This is a genomic window from uncultured Catenibacterium sp. (genome assembly GCF_900540665.1).
Taxonomy (GTDB): Bacteria; Bacillota_I; Bacilli_A; order Erysipelotrichales; family Coprobacillaceae; genus Catenibacterium.
In genome coordinates, this window is sequence record NZ_UQGV01000002.1 from 20157 (window position 1) to 44465 (window position 24309).

The window sequence follows — 24309 nt, forward strand, 5'->3', positions numbered from 1 at the left end:
GAACCCCTCCATCTTTGTATTAACCAAGTAATGAACCGAATACTCTTAAGTATTCATCTGCTGAACGATCCCAGTCTAATTTTTCAGTCATAGCACGATAAATCAAACCATTCCATTGATCTTTTTCATCATAGTAGATATGTAATGCATAATCAATAATGTCCATCATTTCATGCGCATTATAGTTAGCAAAACTAAATCCAGTACCAGTACCATCAAATTCATTGAATGGCTTTACACTGTCTTTTAATCCACCAGTTTCTCTTACGATAGGAATTGTACCATAACGTAATGACATCATCTGAGACAATCCACATGGTTCAAATAATGAAGGCATTAAGAACATATCACATCCAGCATAAATACGACATGATAAACCAAAGTCATATTTTAACTGTAATGAAATTTTTGGATTACCAAATCCAGCAATTTCTTCTAATGGTTCTTCATATTTCTTATCACCTGCACCAAGAATAACAAGCTGAACCTTTCTCTGTAAGAGTTCTTCCATACGGTTAAGGATCAAGTCTAACCCCTTCTGCCATGTTAATCTTGTAACAATACCAATAAGTGCTACATCAGGATCCTGTGGTAATCCTACTTCAGCCTGTAATGCTAGTTTATCTTTTACCTTTTCAGTATAAACGCTCTCTGCGTTGAAATGGCAAGGGATATTTGGATCTGTTTCTGGATTGTTTGTATCATAGTCGATACCATTTAAAATACCATAAAGATCATCATGACGCATAGCAAGGATATTCTGTAATCCTTCACCATAAGCATCTGTTAAAATCTCCTTTGCATATGTTGGAGAAACAGTTGTAATTGCATCTGAATAAAGAATTGCTGCTTTCATCATATTCATGCAATCATCATTACGTACATTACCATTGTAATATAAGTAATTATCTAAACCGAACAAGTCATTCAATAAGAATGGATCACATTTACCCTGATAAGCGATATTGTGGATTGTGAAAGTTACTTTCACATTTCCATAATAGTCATAATAGCAATATCTTTCTTTATAAAGAGGCGCAATCATTGCGGCCTGCCAATCATGTAATGATAAGATATCTGGCATGATATCTAAACGAGATAAACATTCAAGAACTGCAAAGTCATAGAATGCGAATCTTTCATAATCATCATCATAACCATATAAACCAGGTCTTCTGAAATACTGTTCATTATCTACAAAGAAATAAGTCACACCTTCATACACTGCTTTAAAGACACCACAATAGCATCTTCTCCATCCTACCCATAAATAGAAGTTAGTCACATATTCAAGTGATTCAGGGTATTTAATATCCTGATACTTTGGAAGAATGACATAACATTCATGTCCTTTTTTTACAAGTTCTTTAGGTAAAGAACCGATAACGTCAGCGAGTCCTCCAGATTTAATATAAGGAAGTGCTTCACCAGCAGCAAAGACGATTCTCATTAGACAATGTCACCTTCTTTAACGTATAATGGATCAGCTGGATCACCAAGAAGTTCTTTTACATGTTTAACCTTAGCATCCTTATCCATAATGACATTTTCAAGATGAGCACCTGCTTCTACTGAAGAACCACTGAATAAGATTGAGTTCTTTACAACAGCACCTTTACCAATCTTAACATTACGTCCTAAAACACTGTTTTCTACAGTACCATCAACAAATACACCGTTTGCGATATATGAACTCTTCACTTCAGCATCTTTTAGATACTTTGAAGGTGGTGTATCGTTAGTATTTGTGAAAATTGGCCAATTAGACTTGAATGCTTGAGTTGATACATCAATATCAAGGAATTCAAGAGATGTCTTGAAATAAGCTGCATATGAATCAATGCACTTCACAAATCCTTTATATTCATAAGCGTTGATTTTCATTTCATCTTTTAGATAATTTAAAGTATCTCTTAAATCATAGAATACAGATACTGTCTGTGCCTTATGAAGCATCTTGATTAATGCTTTTCTATTAATAACATAAGTTTCAAGTGAGATTGAACGATCCTTGCGATTACCTTTATTTAATTCAAAATCAACAACCTGCTTGTCCTTGATCTTTAAGAAATCAGAACCAATAAATGTTTCATTCGCATTCTTAATCTTCTTATAAACAACAGTTACATCACAACCAGATTTTTCATGTGCTTCTACAACATCAGAGAAATCCATTGTAGTAATAATATGTGCTGGAGAAATCACTACATAATCAGCAGTAGATTTTTCTAAGAATGCAATGTTTTCTAACATATTGTTGATGTCATGGTTGTACATAGTGCTGTTTGCATACTTTTCATCATATAATAATGAAATACCACCCTTTTTAGAGTTGAAGTTCCATGCATTACCAGAACCAATATGTTTTAATAATGATCTTGGTTTTTCCTTTACTAAAATACCTACTTTATCAATATTAGAATTTGAAAAGTTAGATAATACGAAGTCAATAATACCATAACGACCCAAGAAGCTTACTGAAGCAACTGGACGTCTTTCTGTCAATCCTTTCAAAGATATATCAGTATGTAAATTGATTAATCCTACTACATTTGCCATTTGCTCTTCACTCCTTATCTGCTATTGCCACTTACTAAAGCGACTTCTTCTGCTTCTTCATTCACAACTGTTCCAGCTTTGATTACAACGCCTTCATCAATAATTGCTTTCTTGACAACAGCGCCTTCTTCAATAAGAACACCAGGCATTAATACTGAATCAATAACCTTAGCTCCTTCACCAACGTTAACATTGCTGAATAGAACTGATCCTTCAACTTCACCATTTACAACACATCCCTGTGTTACAAGTGAATTCTTAACACTTGCCTGTGCACCAATTAACTGAGGTTTACCAAGTGTATCTTCTGAATAGATCTTCCAGTCTTTCTTGATGTTATAAAGGTCAAGTTCCTTATCATCAAGAAGGTCCATATTTGCCTGCCATAAGCTTTCAACAGTTCCTACATCTTTCCAATAGCCATCAAAAGTCCAAGCATATAATTTCTTCTTATCTGCAAGCATGCTAGGGATAATATTCATACCAAAGTCGTGCTTACTATTTTCATCTGCGGCATCTGCAATAAGGTATTTACGTAATTCTTTATAATTAAAGATATAAATACCCATTGAAGCCAATGTTGATTTTGGCTTTTCTGGTTTTTCTTCGAATTCATAAATATAGCCTTTATCATCTGTATTCATGATACCGAAACGGCTTGCTTCTTTTAATGAAACATTTAATACCGCAACTGTTAAATCTGCACCTTTTTCCTTATGCACATTTAACATTTCTTCATAATCCATCTTATAGATGTGGTCACCAGATAAGATTAGTACATATTCTGGATCATACTGATCCAAGAAGCTAATATTCTGATAAATAGCATCAGCTGTACCTGCATACCAAGTAGCACCAACTTCGCCTCTTTCACGTGCTGGTAAAATTGCAGCAAGTGAGTTATTACCATCAAGCCCCCACTTAGAACCTGCACCAACATAAGTTCCTAATAGGACTGATTCATACTGTGTTAAAACACCTACAACATCAATACCTGAATTGGCACAGTTACTTAGTGGGAAATCGATAATACGATATTTACCACCAAAGTAGACAGCAGGTTTAGCAACTTTCGCAGTTAACTCTTTTAATCTTGTTCCACGGCCACCGGCTAGGATCATACCAACGATTTCTTTACCCATTTCTCTATCTCCTCCTAAAAAATGTAATCGCTTTCTTTTGTATAAATCCATTCTATCACAATTAGGATAATTATGATAGTTATTAGATTCATTTTCCTTAAATTCCTTCTTATATTATACTACACATGTATTACATTTTAAATAGGAAAAAGTCAGACTTACGTGTAAGTCTGACTTAATAGTTCTGTTTGAGATATTTTCTTACTGATGAAATAAAGTGTAGTGATCCTGTTATAACAAGCTGATCATGTTTAAGTAAGGCTACTTTGATTGCCTCCGCAAAGTGAGGCACTACTGTTACTGTACTGAAACTGCGATAACCAACTAGATCAGATGCACGCTCATCATTAAATGAAGTGAGATATATTGGATAACCTGCCTCATCAATAAGTTCAATCATTTCATCCACATCTTTATCCTTTAAACCAGAGAAAATAAAGACAGTATCCTCAGTACGCACATACTGCACTGTTGTTAAAAGAGCTTTAATACCATCTGTATTATGTGCACCATCAAGAATCACCTGATGTCCTGATACATTCATCATTTCAAAACGACCATACCATACTGCTTTTTCAACAGCTTTTTCAGTTGTTTCTTGATCAAGATTAATCAACTTATTTGCAATTGTAAGTGCTAGACGTGCATTTGCGACCTGATAGATTCCTTGTTTTTCTAAAGTAAAGGCCATATCACGATAACGGAAATGGAATGGATAACGTGATACCTGATATTCTGGTACAACAACCATTGTCGCACCCATAGCATCACATTGCTCCTGTAATCTTGCAAGAACTGTTCCTTCCACTTCACTTGTAATAAAATACTGTCCTTCTTTGATGATTCCCATCTTTTCATTAATAACATCATAAAGACTTGGACCAATCTGATCCAAATGATCATTCCCAATATTAGTAATTGCACTAATAATTGGCTCAATCACATTTGTCTTATCATTAGCGCCGCCAATACCGCACTCGATAATACGATAATCTAAATCATGTGAAGAGAAGTAGTCAAGCATGATTAAAACATCAATTTCAAACATGGATAAGTTCTTTTCTTCAATTACTGCTTCATATTTATTAATAAGAGCAAAAAGATCTTCATCACTAATAGGCTGATCATCAATACGAATACGATCGTTATGCTTGATCATATAAGGAGAAGTAAATGTTCCTACATGATATCCATGTGCATTCAAAATACTTCTTAGATAGTTGACTGTAGATCCTTTGCCGTTTGTACCGGCAATATGAATCATATTCTTCTGTTTTGTATTAATATCTAACTCTTCTAAAATTCTCCTAAAAGACTCAATTGTATTCTTGTGTCTTTTAGATTCAATATATGCGATTGCTTTATCTACATTTCTAAACATCAGTCAATCCTCCAATCTATAGGTTCAATTCCTTGACTTACAAGAAATTCATTTGTACGTGAAAATGGCTTTGAGCCAAAGAACCCACGATGGGCACTTAAAGGAGATGGATGTGCACTTGTAATAACGCAATGCTTTGTTGTATCAATCATACTTGCTTTATTGGCAGCCTGACGTCCCCATAAAATGAAAACAAGAGGCTTTTCACGTTTATTCATTTCTTCAATAATATGATCAGTAAAGATTTCCCATCCTTTGCCTTTATGAGAATTCGCACATCCTTCTTGTACTGTTAATACAGTATTCAATAAAAGAACCCCCTGCTTAGCCCATGATGTTAAATCTCCATGACTAGGAATATCAATACCTACATCATTGTGAGCTTCTTTATAAATATTGATAAGTGAAGGTGGTGTGCGTACACCCTTATTTACACTAAAAGCTAAACCATTGGCTTGATGAAGTTCATGATAAGGGTCCTGTCCAATAATAACCACTTTAATATCTTCATAATCACAAAAATTAAATGCATGCAGTATATGGTTATGAGGTGGAAATATTGTTTTTGAAGCATATTCTTCTTCTACAAATTCATGTAACGCTTTGTAGTAAGGCTGTTCGGCTTCATTTTCTATAACTGATTTAAATGTCTTCATGGAAAATAAACTTCTTAATCAATTCTGCAACTACACCTTCATTATTATCTGCATGCGTTGTGTAGTCACATGCCTTCTTGACATCTTCAACTGCATTACCTGCTGCAACAGATAGACCTGCTTTTTCAAGCATAGCCATATCATTATAGTTATCTCCTACCGCAATTGTTTCTTCAATCTTAATACCTAGCTTATCAGCAAGATCCTGTAATCCCTGTCCTTTATCTACGCCTTCTCGATTGAATTCCATATAACGGTTAGAAGAATAGCTTACTGCACATCCTTTGGTGATTTCTGTCATCTGAGGCTCTAAACTCATTAAATAAGGTACATCCACATTCTGATATAGAATCTTCGCAATAGTTGCATCCTTTAAGAAATCAACAGTATTTTCTTCAGGATAAATAACTTCAAGTTTTTGATGCTTCAATCTTTCTGCTTCAGATTCACTTAAGTTATAAATATAAAGTGAATCGTTTGTATAGACATGAATACAGACATCCTGCTTCAGACCAAATTCAAAGATTTCCTTCATCTTATCAAATCCTAAACCATTGAATTCAATAATACGATTTCCTTTATTTTCAGTTAATGCACCACCATTGAAGCTTAAAACATATTCTCCTTCCATATCTTTTAAGCCTAACTGTGTTAATTCTGGCTGAATCTGCATATAACCTCTTCCTGTTGCAGGTACAAACTTCACACCACGTTCCTTCACTGCCTTTTGAATCCAGTAAATATTACTTTCTGGTACAACATGGTCATCATTTAATAAAGTTTCATCCAAATCACTCGCAATTAATTTATATTCCATCTCTTATTCCCCCTTTAATACAAATGTTTCTATTACTTCCTTCACTGCGCCTTCATCAAAATTCTTTTCACAGACATAGTCACTGATTTCTTTAATATCATCATGAGCACAGCTCACACAAGCTCCTAGTCCCGCTTCCTTAATCATTGACACATCATTATAATTATCGCCAATCGCAATTGTATCATTAATATCAATATTCAAATAATCTGCAAGCCATTTTAAACCCATACCCTTATTAATACCAATCGCATTGCATTCTAGATAACGTTCTGAAGAGAAAGTGAGTTCTACTTGATCTCCGATATCCTGATACATCTCATCACGTAGTTCCTTAAGATAATTAATATTTCTCTTTACCAGAAGAATCTTTGCGATAGATTCATTTTTTAAGAATTCTGTCTCATGATCATATATCACCTTCATTGGTGTTTTCTGTTCAATCTTTCTATTTACTTCATATTCATCTGGATTATAAATATAACAGCAATCTAAAGTAAATACGAGCATACAGAGATTTTCTCTACATCCATAGTCAAAGCATTTCTTTAATAATTCATATTCTAATCCTTGGAAATGGAGAATCTTAAAATCCTTATTCTCTACTACAAGACCACCATTAAAACAGATAGAATATTCACCAGGCATATCATACGTACCAATTTCTTTAAGAATATCCCCAATCATTCTATGAGAGCGTCCAGTGGCTACTACAAAACGTAAGCCATGCTTTTTAGCCTCATGTATTGCCTCCTGATTAAATACAGGAACATGCTGGCCTATAAGAAGTGTTTCATCTAAATCTGATAACATCATTTGATACATCGTTATTTTCCTCCATATAAATAAGACATAAAGACTGGTACTCTATTTCTCCAGCAGGTTTCACTATGTACATCCTCTTCAAAAACACGATACATATAATGAATGCCCTTCTGTCTTATTAAATATTCAATTTCATTATTAGACCATAAATAGTCCTGACTCAATGACCCATCATCATAGCCTTCTTTACCGCCTACATCAAAATAAAAGCGTTCAAGACCATTTAAGTCACTTGTCTTCACTAATTCAATAAATTCCTTCTGATAAAGCCAATATGCTGTTGATATGGCAGCACCTTTATGAAATACATCAGGATGCTTCATACAAGCATATGCTGTAATAATACCACCTGAAGAACTTCCCACCATAGCAGTATTATCTTTTATAGTACGAAAGCGTCGATCTATATAGGGCTTTAAATCATGAATCAGCCACTGGCAATATTCTTCTCCAGTCCCTTTAATTATTTCATGAGAATCATCACGCATTAATGTCCCACTTTCAACATCCCATGGCCCATACTCACTTGCACGGCCATATTCACTAAAGATACAGGGAATAGCCACAACTATAACCTTCATCCCACTTCTCTTTAAATAATCCTCCATACCCCAGCTTATTCCAATATAAGCCTGATCATCAAAAAAAGCATTCTGACCATCATTCATATAAAGAACAGGATATCTCTCTTCACTTGAATAATAATCATCTGGAAGATATACAATTATATTTTTATCTCTACTTTTAATATAAATCTTTTCGAACATATAATCTCCTTACAAAAACAAATAAGCCTCATGCTTATTTATTTTCTGGAAGAATAATGACTTCTTCACCATTTTTAGAAAAAATATAATGACTACGTGCATAACGTACAACATAATCACTATCATTCAAACTATCTACTTCTTTCGCAAGTTTCTCTTTTTCTTTCTTTAATTCATTCTCTTGTACAACAAGTTTCTGATAAGTTGCCTTTTCAGCCTGGATATGCTGTACCTTTGCGACCAATGTATAAATTAAGAACACTGAAATCACAATAAAGACAACCCCATATATATTACCCATTCTTCTTTTCTTTTTAGCCATTTAAGTCAGCTCCTTAACTACTCGCATTATAACATTATTCTCCCATTAAAAAAAGAACCTTACAAAGGCTCTTAATAAATAGTTTCTTCTTCTACTTTTTCTTCTTTAATGATTTCATAAGGAGAAGACGCTTCATCTTTTAATACATGATCTTTCAACATTAATACCTTCACTGTCAAAATAGTGCGTCCAAAGCTGACTTCAATTTCATCACCAATCTTTAGTTTAGTGGCCGGCTTAGCTACTTTACCATTCACTTTAACACGTGATGCTTCACTTATTTCTTTAGATAGTGTTCTTCTCTTAATAATACGTGATAGCTTTAAAAATTTATCTAATCTCATTATTTATCCTCTTCAAATAACTCATTCGCAAATATAAAATCAATATCTTCTTTTTTAAAGAAGTCATACTGTTCTTTTTCCTTAATAGTCCAGGCTCCAATCTTAATATGTCTATTCTTTAGATCTACTATCTCTTCATGTGTCAAATAAGAATAACGACTATGAATACCATCTAAATGATGATCAATAACAGCCTGTTTACATTTCTTATAACCTCTAAGTACGATTAAAGCGTAATAAGAATCAGGCATTAAAGCACGCATATTTAATAATCTATCTAGGCTTGTAGAAGAAAAGTAAATACGATCGGTCATATGATGTTTCATAATGATATCTCTTAGTTTCTCTTCAAGACCGATAGACACAGTATCCTTGATTTCTATATTCAATAATTTATCGGTAGAATCTAGTAATGTCAAGAGAGAATCCAATGTTGGAATCTGTTCCTTAATGTCCATCTTATTATTATAGTTATATTGACGTGCTTCTTTAAAAGTCATATGTCTTAAAACACCCTTGCCATCACTAGTACGATTGATCTTATCATCATGTAATAATACAAGGGCACCATCTAGAGTCATCTGTACATCTGTTTCAATACCTTCAAAAGAAGAATGCGCTGCTTTTTCAAAAGCGGACATTGTGTTTTCTGGAAATAAATCACTATAACCTCTATGTGCTAATCTTTTCATCATAATCACCCTTTCAATAGATAAAAAAAGCCAGCGTTCAGGTCACTGGCATGAGGCAGTTGAAGAGAATCGGCAGGTGTTTGTTTCTCTTCCTATTTCATTATAACATCTTTCTGTAATAAAGATAGACATAAAAGTTTAAATATAGATTAAAAGGATTTCCGAGGAAATCCTTTATTTTGGCCATTCTTTACTACATAAACGGTTTGATACGATCATTCCAATAACAAGTACTAGGAATGAGAAATCAATTCCCTTAGGGAATAAAACGTTTAATATCAATGCGAAAAGAATGCTTAATAATGTAATATTAAGTGATTTAGAAGAAATCTTTCTCTCTTTATATATCTTATATTGCATCTTGATCTGCAGGAATGCCAGAACAAGTGCAACAACAGCAACTAAGCTATCGATATAGAAATTGATTAAATATTTCTGATTGATGAGCTCTTTGACAAACATAAGAGCAATATAAGAAGTCATGGTTCCTACCATCATAGAAACCATGAGCTTTTCTCTATCTTGTTGAAACTTCATTAACGTTTAATTTCTAAGCTATGAGTAGATTTTTCCTGAATATGTGAATCAAATAATGCCTTCATTAATGTGATTGCATAGTAAGTATCCTTGATACCAGCAGTTTCATATGATGAATGCATTGCAAGCTGTGGTAAACCGATATCTACAGCATTCATAGAAGCCTGAGCCATAGCGATATTACCCAATGTACTTCCTCCAGCCTTATCTGAACGATTCGCAAAATACTGTAAAGGTACATCTGCGCCAGATGCAAGAGACTTAACAACTGCCATTGATACGCCATCACTTGTATATTTCTGACCAGCATGTGACTTAACAACAACGCCTTCGTTCATATAAGTGCAGTTAGTTACATCAGTATGTTCTGGATGATTTGGATGCACAGCATGTGCGTTATCTGCAGAAAGCATGAAGCTTGATGCAAGTGCACGGTGGTAATCTTCTTCAGTCTTACCTAAAGCACTATTGATACGAGTTAATGTATCTCTTAATAATGTAGAATCAGCACCCTGCTTAGTTCCTGAACCTACTTCTTCGTTGTCGAAGCAAGCCATGATATCGATTGATTCATCGTTATAACCAGCAAGTAATGCCTTTAATGAAGCGAAACCGCACTGTAAGTCATCTAAGTGACCTGAAGAAATGAATTCTTCATTAGCACCCCAGATAGATGGAGCCTGACGGTTGTAAAGATATAAGTCATGTCCTAAGATATCTTCTTTCTTCACACCTAATTCATCAGCTACAATCTGTTTGAAATCCTTCTGACGATCTTCACCAGCACTTAATAATGGAAGCATATCTACCTGTAAGTTATACTTGAAACCATCATTGGCAGCACGATTCATATGAATAGCTACGTTAGGGATCATTAATAAATCACGATCAATGTTTAATAACTTAGTAACAATGCTGTTACCTTCAGATACTAATACACGACCAGCAATTGATAGAGGACGATCTAACCAAGTAGCACATAACATTCCTCCGTATCCTTCAGTATTTAACTGAGTATACTTGTTCTTCACTTCAATTTCAGCATTTTCTTTAACTTTGAAAGTTGGTGAATCTGTATGTGAAGTAACGATGTTGAAACTGTAGTTATCTAATTTTGTACCTACTTTGAATGCTAAGATACTAGTATTATTTCTTGTTACATAGTACTTACCACCTGGTACGATATTCCAGTGTTCACTTTCTAATAATTCTTCGAATCCATCAGCATTTAAAACCTGACGATAGTTTTCTACTGCATGGAAAGCAGTAGGACATTTTGATAAGAAATCTAATAATTCTTTTGAAGTTTCCTTAAACATTTTTTATTATCTCCTTAATTTATATAAAAATATCCTTCTGGCCCTGCCAAAAGGATATTTTATATCATTTATCTTTTTCCTTCACGGCGTTCTTTTTCAGCAAGTTTAGGCATGATTAATCCTAATGCACAAAGAACAATAGGGGCAATTACGTTTAATGCGAATGTGAATGGATCTTTGTCATACATACCAAGTACACAGCAAGCACCAGTTACGATGAAGCACCAGATACCGAAGAACTTAGCAACAGCCTGATTCTTAACGAAACGATAATCTGCTGGGAACTTGTCCATAGCCTGACGTAAAGCAATATAAGCAGCAAATACCCATAAGTAACGCATTGGCATACATACTGAGTTAAGCTTATTTAACTGTTTTAATACTGCAGCTGCGCCAGGAACGAATGACTGAATTAAGATGATTGAACCAGAAAGTACAACAACTAACTTAATACCGTTAATATATGCACCATACTTATTCTTCTTGAATAAAGCAGAAGGGATATATTCTCTAGTTTCTTCGTTGTCTAATAACATTCTAAGTGGAGCATCAATACTTAATACTAAAGTAGAGAACTGACCAACCATGTTACATAATGCGTAGATAACTAGTAATGCATCACCCATATGATAGTATTCACCTAATTTCTGGAATGACCAATAAGCACCGTTAGCAACATAGCTGCTGAATGCTTCTTCAGATGCATTGATCATCTTAGGATCGAACATCATACCCATTGCGAATGTACCTAAGATAGCACATACACAAACCATGATAGCAAGTGCAATCATAGCTTTAGGGAATCCCTTTTCAGGGTTTTCTACCTTGTTTACATATGGTGAAATCTTTTCACATCCACCAACTGCGAATACTAAGATAGATAATGATGTGAAGTACTGTACATTGAACTGTGGCACGACGTTTTTAAAACTAAAGTCCATATGTACATAGCCACCATTAGGGTTGATAGCTGGTGCTGCAAACATCATTAGGATATAAAGGATTGACATAACAAACATTGAAGTTCCTGCTAATGTAGTAAGTTTCTTTAGTGGGTTTAATCCACGGCTTGCGATATAGCAGAATAATAAGAATACAACAAGTGTAGCTAACTGAACATAGATAGTTGGTAAGCTATCATAAACTGTAGCGTTTCTGAAGATTACCCAGCTAAGAGCCTTTAATCCACCAGTACCTTTACTTGCGATATAAGTGATGTGACAAGCCCAATAAGTGAACCCTGCATAATATGCAAGTTTAGGACCCATTGTTTCCATGATCCATGAGCTGACACCCCCACCGGCATTTTTAAATGCTGAACCAAGTTCACCAACCATAAGGGCATATGGTACGAAGTATAAAGCGAACATTAAAATCCAACTGAATATAACCTGGATACCGTTGAAGTAAACGAAACCATTTAGTACGTTACCAAATCCCCAAACAGTAGAAAATGCCATAAAAGCCAGGGTATACCATTTCATTTTTGAGTTTTCCATACTCTCCTCCTTAAATATTTTGTGTAAAAATTAAAACAATCTTTTTATGCCTCAGTTAGTATACCAAATTTTTCACATAAATACCATACTTTTATATGTACAAAATACAAAAAACGATAAAAAAATAGCGTATTTTTCGACAAAATACAGAAATTTTGTTACAGTCCACTATTTTATACGAAATAACATTAATAATTTATTAGCATTGTTCTAATTTTTCAACAATTACCATAATATATATTATATTTGATACGCAAAAAAAGCTATTCATTGAATTCTCAACAAATAGCTTGATGTTTATTAAGCGTTGATTGCACGTGTAATAGCTGGAACAACCTGCTTCTTACGAGAGATAACGCCTGGTAAGTTTGCTTCATGTTCAACTAACTGTACATTGAAGGCATTTTCTACATATTCTGGATGAGTACCAGCAACAAATACTTCACTTGTTGCATTGATGACATCAGTTAATAATAGAACTGCTGTATCAAATCCATTTTCAACACATAGATTTTCCATATATTCAAGCATTTCACCTTTAAGTGGTGCAAAGCCATCGATATCCATAGTGTTAACCTGAGCAATACCTACTTTTGCGTCACCAATATTGAATGCTTTGTAATCCTGGTTATAGATTTCTTCAATAGTCTTACCAACTAATGAAGTACCAGCCTTAAACATTGCAAGACCGAATTCTTCGGCATCTACACCTGCGATAGAAGCTAATTCTAAGGCAATTTCCTTATCAGTCTTTGTACAAGTTGGAGATCTGAATAATAATGTATCAGAGATGATAGCTGCTAACATTAAACCAGCTACATTCTTAGGAATTTCTACACCCTGTTCCTTATACATCTTCGCAATGATTGTACAAGTACAGCCAAGTGGTTCAGCTCTAAACTGTAATGGACCTACAGTCTGGAAATCAGCCACTCTATGGTGGTCAACTACTTCTAGGATTTCAGCTTCTTCAATACCTTCTACAGCCTGTCCTCTTTCGTTATGGTCAACAAGAATCATCTTCTTATGATCACCAGTAATAACCTGGAAACGAGAGATAGTACCTACTACCTGATCATTTAAGTCAATAACAGGATATGAATGATATCTTGTTTCACTCATAACTTCCTTTAAATAATCAACAGTATCATCTGTAGAAAAGCATGTTAAATCACCTTTCTGCATAACATATTCAACAGGTACTGCCTGAATGATCTGCTGTGAAGTCTTGAATGTAGTGAAAGCAGTAGTCACTACGCTGACACCTGCGTTCTTACATTCTTCTAGAACTGATTCTTCTAAGTGTAATGAGTTAGTAAGGATGATTAAATCAACCTTCTTCTTCAACATTTCACGAATACCTTCAGTTCTGTCACCACCAGTGATGATAACATCATGTTCATTGACATGATCAATAACTTCCTGAGAATTCATACCAGTAATATGAAGACTACCCTTGATAGTACGTAATTCAGGGTTTAAATAAACAATCTTAGCGTCTAATGTATCTACAACGTTTTCGATTGGTGTATGTGCATTCTTTAAGATATCTTTATCCCAGTCTTCCATGTAACCTTCAATAATGTTTGTAGAAGATAATAAACCAAGAAGATGAGAATGATCATCTAATACTGGTGCACTCTTTAAGTTCATCTGGCACATTAATGACCAGGCAGTTCTTAAAGTAAGTTCTTTAGAGAATAGAGTCACCTGATCATAATCAAGATCTTCTACTTTCTGCTTAACAGACTTTAATAGCTGTGGTGTATGTGCATTAAATCTTTTTAATACATACTCAGTTTCACGGCTGACTTCACCAAGTCTTACTGGGACTGCCTGTCCGTATTTATGAGTCGCATTTAATAAATATGAATAACTGATGGCCGCACAAATCGAATCTGTATCAGGATTCTTATGACCACTTACGTAAACAATATCCATGTTTTTCCTCCTACGCTTTCTTTAAATAACGATAAATTGTTGGTTCAGAAACATCTAGCTTATCAGCAACAAGGGCAATTGCACCTTTCACCTTGAATGTTCCTTTATCCTGCAAGTATTTAACAACTCTAATCTTTTCTTCTACTTTTAATCTTTCTGCATGAACATAAGATGGTACTCCCATACTCTGCATACATTCATTGATGTATTTTTCTACCATCTCATCAAGTGGAGAAGATAAGATTTCGATTGGACTATCATATTTGAATTCTACATTTGTATTATCTTTAATACCTAGAATTCTTCTCATCGCAGTTTCAATATATTCATAATCTGTGACGTTAACGTTAATACAAAGCATACCAACAGGATATACATTTCCTGGTTCCTTAATCCAGTATGTTGCAGATTTCAACAGTTTACCATCAGGTCCTGCTGTTTTGTAGTTCATGACAAAATCATTTTTTTCATACTGTTTTGTTTCTAAATAATGAATAGATAAATTTGAAAGCTTAGCACCAATTTCTCTGCCAGAAATCTCACCGTTTGCGATAGCAACAACTTCCTGTTCAGGAGATGTGAGATCGTGTAAAGCTACTTCAACATTATCCCCTAACGCAACACCTAAGAATGGGACAAGTGCTGCATAGGGTTCTAATAATTTATGCATTATACTTCCTCCTCTACAACAGAGTATTTTATCATAATAAAAAATATCAGTAAATTATTATTATCATAAAACAGAAATTTTTTATCAACCCTCAATTGTAAAATGAAACTGGAATTAAGGAATCGGGATAAAGGGGCATGCCCCTTTATCCCAATTCGCGCGGCCGCAGGCCCCTATTCTCAATTTTTGTATAAAAAAAGTCCATAGAAATCGTATTATATAGTTACCACACTTTATAAGGAGATTTCTATGAACAGCATTAATATATCACAAAAAGCAAAAAATAAACACCTTAATTTTTCTCATTATGAATTTTTTATCAAACAGAAAAAAGACACCTTTTTGAAGGCGCCTATATATTATTTGAATAGTATTTTTTTATAATATCCTGCGTAAGAGAATTGTTTCCTACAATTTCACCATAGAAATGACCACTTGGTTTAAGTGTTCTCTCATAGGTTTCATGATCAACTGAAGCCAAACCAAATGTAGGTGTATAAGTCCCCCATTCCCAGTTATCAAGTAAAGACCAATGGAGATAACCTAATACGTTCACACCACTATCCATCGCCTGCTTGACTGCTTGTAATACAGCTGCAATATAAATGACACGATATTTATCATTCTTGCAGGCAATACCATTTTCAGTAATAAGCACTGGTTTATCTTTTAATCTATTTAAACAGTGATAAATTACCTCAGGACAAATATCATCACTAAAGAACGGAACATCTAAGCTATGAATACTGCTTGCTTCATAACGATCAAATCTAAACATTTCTTTTCTACTATTGATTAACTGTCTTGTATAAACATTTACTGCCCAGAAATCACATGTATCCTTTAATTCTGGCATATAAATAGCATCATGGAACGGAACAACAATCTCCCCTGTTCTTATTGCATGTAGGAAGAATTCATTTTCCATATAGTCTATATAATCTGCCATTATCTGATCTGGCTTATCTGTGACACCTCTCATAGGTTTCTTCTCAGCATAATTCATAGGAGATGAGACAGGCTTATTAGAATATTTCTTAATTACATGATATGCCTTAGCATGATATTGAAGCAAATTGATGCTTTCTTCAATTGTATATTCGAAGACAATGTTCATCTCATTGATGATCAACCAACATTCAACATATTCATCAAACTCTGGTACAACCTTCTCAACATATCTTAAGAAATAAGCTAGATTATCCATAGTTTTAAAAGCACCTAATTTATGAAACCAGACTGGATGTGAATTATGATGAAGTGTTAGACATACTTTGATATTGTTCTTCTTCAACTCCTCCAGAACTTCTCTATAATGTTTTATTTCTTTTTCATCAAACTGTCCCTCTACTGGTTCAATACGTGACCATTCCAAAGACATGCGATATGAGTTTAAATGCATCTTTTTTAGTAATGCAATATCTTCTTTATACATTTCATAGCTATTACATGCACGTCCTGCCATTTGATAAGGTACACCACCGTAAGCAAACTTAGGTGCAATCTCCTCATCATCATAAAATGAGTTATTGTTGCCTTCAATCTGTTGTCCTGCAGTAGTAGCACCCCATAAAAAATCTTCCGGGAATGTAATATCTGAATATTCTAGTATATTAATCATTTACTTTTTCTTCCTTTATTTTATTTTCTTCTTCTAATGCCTGTTTATCTAACATCTTGAAGAAAGGATACCAGATAATACATGATAAAACAACTGCAACAAGTTCATAGATACCTGCACTAATGCTTCCATTTACCATACCATGAACAAATGGTGGAAGAGATCCTGTTCCAAGAATACCAATATAAGGAGTAATGATATGAAGTTTCATAAGCAAGTAACCTACAGATGATACAACGATTGGACATACAATAAATGGAATGATTGTCATGACATTCAACATAAGAGGTAAACCAAAGATAACTGGTTCATTAATACTGAAAATTCCACAAGGGAGAGTAACTTTACCAAACGCTTTATATCTTTCACTCTGAGCCGTAAAGAACATCATAATAACCAAACCAATAGTTGCACCACAACCACCAATACAAGCTAGATCCCATAAACCAAAGTTAATAGTATGGGCAATCCCATGTCCTGCTGCAATAGAAGCAGTATTTTCTGACATATAGCCTAACCACACAGGAATAAGAATTGGTAAAACTGTCTGTGAGCCATGAATACCGAAGAACCATAATAATTGAGCAATAACTAATAATAAGATAAATGCAGGGAAACTTCCTACTAGAGACTGTAATGGTGTCTGAATGACTGTATAGATAAAATCATTAAATGTTTTAAAATGAGTGACTGAGAAACCATATTTTACAAGTCCAAACACTAATACAATGACAACAGCTGGAATTAATGAAATAAATGAATTACTAACCATTGGCGGAACACCTTCTGGCATCTTGATTGTAATATTCTTATTCATAAAGAACTTCATAATCTGAATAACAATCAATGAAACAATAATCGCTGAAATAACAGCTTTTGGCCCAAAATAGGCTGCATCAAACATATTAGTTGATAACACACCTTGTTGTTGTACAGTAATAGGCGCTAATAGAATGAATGCTACTAAAGAGATCACTCCTGTATTAAATGCATTCTTCTCAATGCCATAAACCTTAGCACCATTATATGCAATAGAGAATGCCATAAATAAACCAATAAGATTAGTTGTGACTTCAGGTACATAATTGATGATAGTCAATAGCTGAGTTGCTTTTAAGAAATTCTGATAAGGTGCCCATGTGATAGAAGTCACCACCGAAAAGATTGCTCCTACCATAATAACACCAAGAAGTGACATAGAACCTCCTGATACTGCCTGTAATGCTTTAATTCTAGATATTTTATTTGCAACTGGAATAAATTTTTCTTCCATGAAATGTATAAACTTGTCCATTATTATTCTCCTTTAAACCCATTGTTCTTAATAACATTCTTATACCAGTAAAAACTGTTCTTTTTAATACGCGCACATGATTTTACATCTTTATTTGTACGATCTACATAGACAAGACCATAACGTTTATTAAATCCTTCATGCGAACTAACAACATCCAAAAATGACCAAGGACAATATCCAAAAAGCGGATAACCTTCTTCAATCAGCTTATAGCACTGATCTATATGTTTTGTCAGATAATCGATGCGATAAATATCATTAATTGAACCATCTTCTTCTATTTTATCTGTATAAGCCATACCATTTTCAGTAATAATCATTGGTAATTCATATCTATCATATAAACTTCTAATTCCAACATAAAGACCTTCTGGATCAATTCCAAAATGCATCCATTCTGTTGGTTTGAGTTTTTTATTGTTGACTACATAGAACTGATCACTGATATAAAACGGTGGCATTCTTGTGCAATCATCCTCTGGGTGTTTTTCTCTTACTGTACAGCTTGCATAGTAATTCACGCCAATGAAATCTGGGCGACACTCTTCAAGATAATGTATATCCTCTTCATTCATTTCTGGATATACTTCTCTATCTTTTAAATACTTAGTAAAGTGATGAGAGTAGTGTCCCTTAATGGATAAATCCAGGAAGCTCCATTGTACTTCATCCTCTGCATTCTTTGCAGCAAGTACATCTTCAGGTGCTGATGTTTCTGGATAAATAACCTGCATTGCAACAACATGACCAATTTTCCCATCAGGAACCATTTCTTTAAAATGACTTATCGCAATCTTTTCAGCTAAAGTCATATGATATGACATCTGGTATAGATTCTTTTGTCTTAAATGTGGATCTTCCTCTAAATTCATATTCATATCATCAGGTGCTGTAGCACACATCTGTTCATTGATAGTTGCCCACATCTTAACTTTTGAACCAAATTCTTCAAAACAAATTCTGGCATATTTTACATATGCATCGACACATTTACGACTCTTCCATCCTCCATACTTTTCAATTAATGCATAAGGCATTTCAAAATGATAAAGTGTTGGAAATGGCTGAATACCATTTTCAAGAAGTGCATCAATCAGTTCATGATAGAAGTCCAATCCTTTCTGACTGACATTTTCACCATCTGGCATGATTCTTGACCAAAAGAATGAAAAGCGATAGACTTTCATCCCAAGTTCTTTCATCAATTGCACATCTTCTTTTACATGATGATAATGATCTGAGGCTGTTTTATAGTCTGCTAAATCATCTGGTATATGGCGCATATCACTATTTGCTATACCTCTGTCTTCATTAAAACCACCTTCTACCTGAAAGGCACTTGTTGAAGCACCCCATAAGAAATCTTTAGGAAATTCTTTGTTTTTCATATTCTTTTTCCTCCCACTGATATCTTAATACAAAGTGAGTTCATTTTTTTCGTCAAAAAAAAGCTGGAAATGTCATATTCCCCAGCATAATTTCAGTTTATGAAATTTTTTATATATGTGAATAGTTAATATAGTAATAAATAATAATCAACTCAATTGTGTACATAAGAGTAATACGCCCTTCTGTATTACTGTTTGTCTTATTGCAAAGAATAACTTCATCACATGAACCAATGAACTTGCCACTTGTCAGCATAGATATAGCCACAATCTTGCATTCCTTTTCTGTCAATATATCAATAATCTCTGTATTGCGATAGAAAAAGCTTCCTTCTAAAGAGATGATGAATACTAGAGAATGTGGTGCTATCTTTTTTGCAAGCTCTAATTGTTTTTCATCAGAAACACCTAATTGAATCAAACGATTTAAACTTGCCATTTTATTTTGGAAATGAATACCTACATAATTGGCATATTCTAACCCAAATAAAGCAATTTCCTTCGCCTGATAGATCATTTCACATACTCTATTTAATTGACGATAATCAATATGTTCAAAAGTGAATCGTATATTCTCTATAACATTTTCAGTATATCTTTGATAAATGGGCTTTAAGTCTTCAGCAGTTGCCATATTGATGCGCTTAGAGTAATCTACATCAATTGTCAAAGTATGATCTATATCACTCTTGAATTCTTTATAGCTATCATATCCCAGTGTTCTCACAAATCTTGTAATAGACGAAGAAGAGACGTAGCACAAATCAGCTAAATCAAAAATAGTGAGTTCTGGAATCTTATTATAATTCTGTAATATTGTCTTAGCGATATCCGCATTCACTTCTTTACCATCACCATAATTCACAACACTTAATAATTGTGACATGATTGAAATACCTTTTGGCATAAAGAACACCTCCATTCACTTATTTTACTAAACATGTCTTAACAATTACAAGCATAAAAAAACAGGAATCAGAAGATTCTGATTCCTGTTTTTAATAATAATGCATAAGTTGCAATAAAATTTAATACAAAACTAACAATTCCTGTAATCAAGCATGCCTTTGCCTTATTAGGCGTCATTCTTCTTTTCATAAAGAAGAAGATAACACCCATAAAAGGGAATAGGAATGAAATGATACATAATCCAATTGAAGCACGGTCTTCTTCATAATAAGGATTTGTATATCCATTATTAGAAGAATAGTCTTCCATAGTTGTGTAGTCTGTTCTGTTTTCTAATCTCACAGGTTCTCCACAATTAGGACAGAACTTTGCATCTTTCTCTAATTCTTTACCACATCGTGTACAATACATTTATTCACCACTTAATTTTTCATCAATAGCCTTAGCTGCTTTTTTACCAGCACCCATAGCAAGAATTACAGTAGCAGCACCAGTAACAACGTCACCACCAGCCCATACGCCTTCTTTAGATGTATGGTTAGTTTCTTCTTCTACAATGATACCGCCCCACTTCTGGCAGTCAAGTCCAGGAGTAGTCTGTCTGATTAATGGGTTTGGAGACTGACCGATTGCGATAACAACTGTACCACAATCAATTGTGAAGTTAGTACCTTCTTTTACAACTGGTCTTCTTCTACCAGATGCATCTGGTTCTCCTAATTCCATTTCTACACATTCAAGTGCTTTAACTGCACCATTATCACCATGAACAGCAACTGGGTTAGTTAATAACTTAAAGATAATACCTTCTTCCTTAGCATGATGTACTTCTTCAGCACGTGCAGGAATTTCAGCATCACTACGACGATATACGATATATACGTTCTTAGCACCAAGTCTCTTAGCAGTTCTTGCAGCATCCATAGCTACGTTACCAGCACCTACAACACATACTGTATCAGCTACTTTTACTGGAGTAGGATGGTTAGGAAATTCATAGCCCTTCATTAAGTTAACACGAGTTAAGAATTCGTTGGCAGCATAAACACCATCAAGGTTTTCACCTGGGATACCCTGGAAACGAGGTAAACCAGCACCAGCACCTACGAATACAGCATCATAGCCACTTTCCTGTAATTCATCAATTGTAATAGAACGACCTACTACAACGTTTGTTTCAAACTTAACACCTAAGTCTGCAACACCATCAATTTCAGCCTGTACTAAATCTTTTGGTAAACGGAATTCTGGGATACCATAAGATAATACACCACCAGTTTTATGTAATGCTTCAAATACAGTTACATCATAACCACGTTTAGCAAGTTCACCTGCACAAGAAATACCTGAAGGTCCTGAACCTACAATAGCAACTTTCTTGCCGTTCTTTTCAATCTTAGTTTCAGTTGGTTTACCATGTTCTCTATGATAATCAGCAACAAATCTTTCAAGTCTACCAATAGCAACTGATTCACCCTTGAAGCCTCTTACACACTTACCTTCACACTGGTTTTCCTGTGGACATACACGACCACAGATAGCAGGTAAAGCATTTTCTGTAGTAATGATTTCATAAGCTTTTTCAAAATCTCCATTTACTACTTCTTGAATAAACTGAGGAATAGGAACGTTTACTGGACATCCATCTACACAACGAGGCTTTTTACAGTTTAAGCAACGTGTTGCTTCTTCCTGAGCCATTTCTTTAGTATATCCTAAAGCAACTTCTTTAAAGTTAGTTGCACGAATTTCAGGTTCCTGAGAAGGCATTTCTACCTTTTTATTTGACATATTAGGCATATTATTTAACCCCCTTCATTAAGTTACACATACGGTCTGCATTGCTGTCAACAAGATGTTCTTCTTCCTTGAACATTCTCTGTCTTGCCATTAATTCATCAAAGTCAACATTTAAACCATCAAAGTCTGGTCCATCAACACAGGCAAACTTGATCTTACCATCAACAGTCACACGGCAGCATCCACACATACCAGTACCATCAATCATGATTGGGTTAAGTGAAACCATTGTCTTAATATCTCTAGGCTTAGTTACTCCAACAACTGCCTTCATCATTACGACTGGTCCGATTGCGATAACTTCATCATACTTTTCACCCTTATCAAGTAAATCAGTTAAAACATCAGTTACAAAACCTTTTGTACCTACAGAACCATCATTAGTTGCGATATAAACATTATCACAGAATTCTTTAAAACGATCTGCCCATAATACATACTGTTCTTCACGTCCACCGATAATTACATCAACCTTAGTACCAAGTTCAGCTAACTTTCTTAACTGTGGGAATAATGGTGCACTACCAACACCACCAGCTACACCGATGACATGATCTTTCTTTTCTAGATGAGTTGGTACTCCAAGAGGACCTACGAAGTCAGTGATATAATCGCCTTCTTCTAACTTTGCAAGCTGTTTAGTAGAGTAACCTACAATCTGATAAATTATTGTGATTGTTTCCTTTTCTCTATCATAATCAGCAATTGTAAGAGGGATTCTTTCTCCATCTTCTCCTACACGTAAAATAATAAACTGCCCTGGTTCACATTTTCTTGCAACCATTGGCGCATGTACTTCCATTAACTCTACAACGTCATTAAGTACTTCTTTCTTTACAATCTTATACATATTCTCAATCCTTTCTGAATCTTATTTAATCTTATCACATATTAGGTTTGTATTCAATGTCGCTTGATAGTAAATCAATGCGCTACCATATGGCATTTTCAAGAATTGAGAGGTTGTTGACAGATGTAATTATTTGTGTTTTAGTTATTGAAACAAGGAGAAAAGTTATGAATAGGAAAGTTATATTTTTTGATATTGATGGTACTTTATCTACAGAAACAGATTTTACTGTTCCTGAAAGTACAAAAAAAGCAATCAAACTAGCTCAGGATAATGGACATATCCTGATGGTGAATACTGGACGTACTATTTGTATTATAGAAGATATAATTAAGGAATTAGGATTAGATGGTTATATCTGTGGATGTGGGACTAATATCTACTATCATGATAAGGAAATCTATCATGCTACACTTCCTTTAGAATTAAAGAAAGGAATCGTGAACAAAGCTGTTGAATTAGATATTGATGCTGTCTTAGAAGGTCCTGAAGCTATTTATTTTCCTGAAGCAATCAAAACAAAGACAGTTCAGGAAATCAAAAAACGTTATAAAGATATCAAGGTCAATGTACCTGTCTATCATAAAGATGATGAACCTGATTTTGATAAGTTTACTGCGTGGTATACACCAGAAGATGATATTGAAGCATTTAAGAATGAATTCAAAGATGATTTAGAATATATCCAGCGTGCTGAAGATTTCATCGAAGTTGTTCCTAAAGCTTGTTCTAAAGCAACAGGTATTCAGACATTTATTGATCTCATTGGGGCTTCTATTGATGATTGTATTTCTATTGGTGATTCTACCAACGATTTACCAATGTTGACTTATACAAAAGAATCAGTAGCAATGGGTAATTCTAATCCCATTCTATTTGATTATGTAACCTATATTACAACTGATATTGAAGATGATGGCATCTATAATGCCTTAAAACATTTTAACGTCATCTAGCCAAAAAGCAGCCCATT

The 24309-nt window shown here is 34.3% G+C and carries 24 protein-coding genes; 1 reads left to right on the forward strand and 23 read right to left on the reverse strand.

Translation table 11 applies throughout. The features are described from left to right. Positions 1-19: 19 nt before the first annotated feature. The 23 genes from glgA to QZQ55_RS00740 all read right to left on the reverse strand — a co-directional run bounded on the left by glgA (position 20) and on the right by QZQ55_RS00740 (position 23336). On the reverse strand, positions 20-1450 hold the full coding sequence (glgA, locus tag QZQ55_RS00630; RefSeq protein ID WP_295088604.1) for a glycogen synthase GlgA: 1431 nt from the start codon (positions 1448-1450) through the stop codon (positions 20-22). After that, a complete protein-coding gene (glgD, locus tag QZQ55_RS00635) occupies positions 1450-2559 on the reverse strand; it encodes a glucose-1-phosphate adenylyltransferase subunit GlgD (protein ID WP_295088607.1) in 1110 nt (369 codons plus the stop codon). The genes glgA and glgD overlap by 1 nt, the downstream gene beginning before the upstream one ends. Before the next feature lie 14 nt (positions 2560-2573). Then, positions 2574-3701 carry a glucose-1-phosphate adenylyltransferase gene (locus QZQ55_RS00640; RefSeq protein ID WP_295088609.1) on the reverse strand — a complete coding sequence of 376 codons (1128 nt, stop codon included), beginning with the start codon at positions 3699-3701 and terminating at the stop codon, positions 2574-2576. 175 nt (positions 3702-3876) lie between these two features. Next, on the reverse strand, positions 3877-5082 hold the full coding sequence (locus QZQ55_RS00645; RefSeq protein ID WP_295088612.1) for a folylpolyglutamate synthase/dihydrofolate synthase family protein: 1206 nt from the start codon (positions 5080-5082) through the stop codon (positions 3877-3879). Further along, the gene (locus QZQ55_RS00650; protein ID WP_295088614.1) at positions 5082-5738 is read right to left on the reverse strand and encodes a uracil-DNA glycosylase; all 657 of its coding nucleotides are present in this window, start codon (positions 5736-5738) and stop codon (positions 5082-5084) included. Before QZQ55_RS00650 ends, QZQ55_RS00645 begins: the two co-directional genes overlap by 1 nt. Further along, positions 5725-6555, reverse strand: coding sequence for a Cof-type HAD-IIB family hydrolase (locus QZQ55_RS00655; protein WP_295088616.1), 831 nt, complete (start codon positions 6553-6555; stop codon positions 5725-5727). The genes QZQ55_RS00650 and QZQ55_RS00655 overlap by 14 nt, the downstream gene beginning before the upstream one ends. A 3-nt stretch (positions 6556-6558) precedes the next feature. Continuing rightward, on the reverse strand, positions 6559-7380 hold the full coding sequence (locus QZQ55_RS00660) for an HAD family hydrolase (RefSeq protein ID WP_295088620.1): 822 nt from the start codon (positions 7378-7380) through the stop codon (positions 6559-6561). A 2-nt stretch (positions 7381-7382) separates the two neighbouring features. Beyond that, complete coding sequence (locus QZQ55_RS00665) at positions 7383-8147, reverse strand: alpha/beta hydrolase (protein ID WP_295088622.1); 765 nt, start codon at positions 8145-8147, stop codon at positions 7383-7385. A gap of 34 nt (positions 8148-8181) precedes the next feature. Next, positions 8182-8469 (reverse strand): septum formation initiator family protein, encoded by a 288-nt coding sequence (locus QZQ55_RS00670; protein WP_295088625.1) that lies wholly within the window; start codon positions 8467-8469, stop codon positions 8182-8184. A gap of 71 nt (positions 8470-8540) precedes the next feature. Further along, positions 8541-8813, reverse strand: a complete 273-nt coding sequence (locus QZQ55_RS00675; RefSeq protein WP_295088627.1) for an RNA-binding S4 domain-containing protein — start codon at positions 8811-8813, stop codon at positions 8541-8543. Then, complete coding sequence (locus tag QZQ55_RS00680) at positions 8813-9505, reverse strand: glycerophosphodiester phosphodiesterase family protein (protein ID WP_295088629.1); 693 nt, start codon at positions 9503-9505, stop codon at positions 8813-8815. The genes QZQ55_RS00675 and QZQ55_RS00680 overlap by 1 nt, the downstream gene beginning before the upstream one ends. Before the next feature lie 174 nt (positions 9506-9679). After that, the gene (locus QZQ55_RS00685; RefSeq protein ID WP_288687147.1) at positions 9680-10042 is read right to left on the reverse strand and encodes a hypothetical protein; all 363 of its coding nucleotides are present in this window, start codon (positions 10040-10042) and stop codon (positions 9680-9682) included. Further along, a complete protein-coding gene (locus QZQ55_RS00690) occupies positions 10042-11361 on the reverse strand; it encodes a M18 family aminopeptidase (protein WP_295088631.1) in 1320 nt (439 codons plus the stop codon). Before QZQ55_RS00690 ends, QZQ55_RS00685 begins: the two co-directional genes overlap by 1 nt. Before the next feature lie 68 nt (positions 11362-11429). Further along, entirely contained in the window at positions 11430-12860 is a 1431-nt protein-coding gene (locus tag QZQ55_RS00695; RefSeq protein ID WP_295088633.1) for an amino acid permease, read from the reverse strand. A 300-nt stretch (positions 12861-13160) separates the two neighbouring features. Continuing rightward, complete coding sequence (locus tag QZQ55_RS00700; RefSeq protein ID WP_006504484.1) at positions 13161-14801, reverse strand: putative manganese-dependent inorganic diphosphatase; 1641 nt, start codon at positions 14799-14801, stop codon at positions 13161-13163. A 10-nt stretch (positions 14802-14811) separates the two neighbouring features. After that, the gene (locus tag QZQ55_RS00705) at positions 14812-15471 is read right to left on the reverse strand and encodes a transcriptional regulator (RefSeq protein WP_295088636.1); all 660 of its coding nucleotides are present in this window, start codon (positions 15469-15471) and stop codon (positions 14812-14814) included. Positions 15472-15823: 352 nt separating this feature from the next. Beyond that, complete coding sequence (locus QZQ55_RS00710) at positions 15824-17092, reverse strand: glycoside hydrolase family 1 protein (RefSeq protein WP_295088639.1); 1269 nt, start codon at positions 17090-17092, stop codon at positions 15824-15826. After that, the gene (locus QZQ55_RS00715; RefSeq protein ID WP_295088642.1) at positions 17085-18386 is read right to left on the reverse strand and encodes a PTS sugar transporter subunit IIC; all 1302 of its coding nucleotides are present in this window, start codon (positions 18384-18386) and stop codon (positions 17085-17087) included. Before QZQ55_RS00715 ends, QZQ55_RS00710 begins: the two co-directional genes overlap by 8 nt. 2 nt (positions 18387-18388) lie before the next feature. Continuing rightward, the gene (locus QZQ55_RS00720; RefSeq protein WP_295088645.1) at positions 18389-19777 is read right to left on the reverse strand and encodes a glycoside hydrolase family 1 protein; all 1389 of its coding nucleotides are present in this window, start codon (positions 19775-19777) and stop codon (positions 18389-18391) included. Between the two features lie 109 nt (positions 19778-19886). Next, positions 19887-20684: a MurR/RpiR family transcriptional regulator gene (locus QZQ55_RS00725; protein WP_295088648.1), complete on the reverse strand. Its 798-nt coding sequence runs from the start codon at positions 20682-20684 to the stop codon at positions 19887-19889. Positions 20685-20752: 68 nt separating this feature from the next. Continuing rightward, positions 20753-21097, reverse strand: coding sequence for a zinc-ribbon domain-containing protein (locus tag QZQ55_RS00730; RefSeq protein ID WP_295088651.1), 345 nt, complete (start codon positions 21095-21097; stop codon positions 20753-20755). Then, complete coding sequence (gene gltA, locus QZQ55_RS00735; RefSeq protein WP_295088653.1) at positions 21098-22486, reverse strand: NADPH-dependent glutamate synthase; 1389 nt, start codon at positions 22484-22486, stop codon at positions 21098-21100. Between the two features lies 1 nt (position 22487). Beyond that, positions 22488-23336: a sulfide/dihydroorotate dehydrogenase-like FAD/NAD-binding protein gene (locus QZQ55_RS00740; RefSeq protein ID WP_295088656.1), complete on the reverse strand. Its 849-nt coding sequence runs from the start codon at positions 23334-23336 to the stop codon at positions 22488-22490. A 167-nt stretch (positions 23337-23503) separates the two neighbouring features. On the opposite strand from QZQ55_RS00740, the gene QZQ55_RS00745 reads away from it, so the two are divergent. Beyond that, positions 23504-24292 carry a Cof-type HAD-IIB family hydrolase gene (locus QZQ55_RS00745; RefSeq protein WP_295088658.1) on the forward strand — a complete coding sequence of 263 codons (789 nt, stop codon included), beginning with the start codon at positions 23504-23506 and terminating at the stop codon, positions 24290-24292. Positions 24293-24309: the final 17 nt, after the last annotated feature.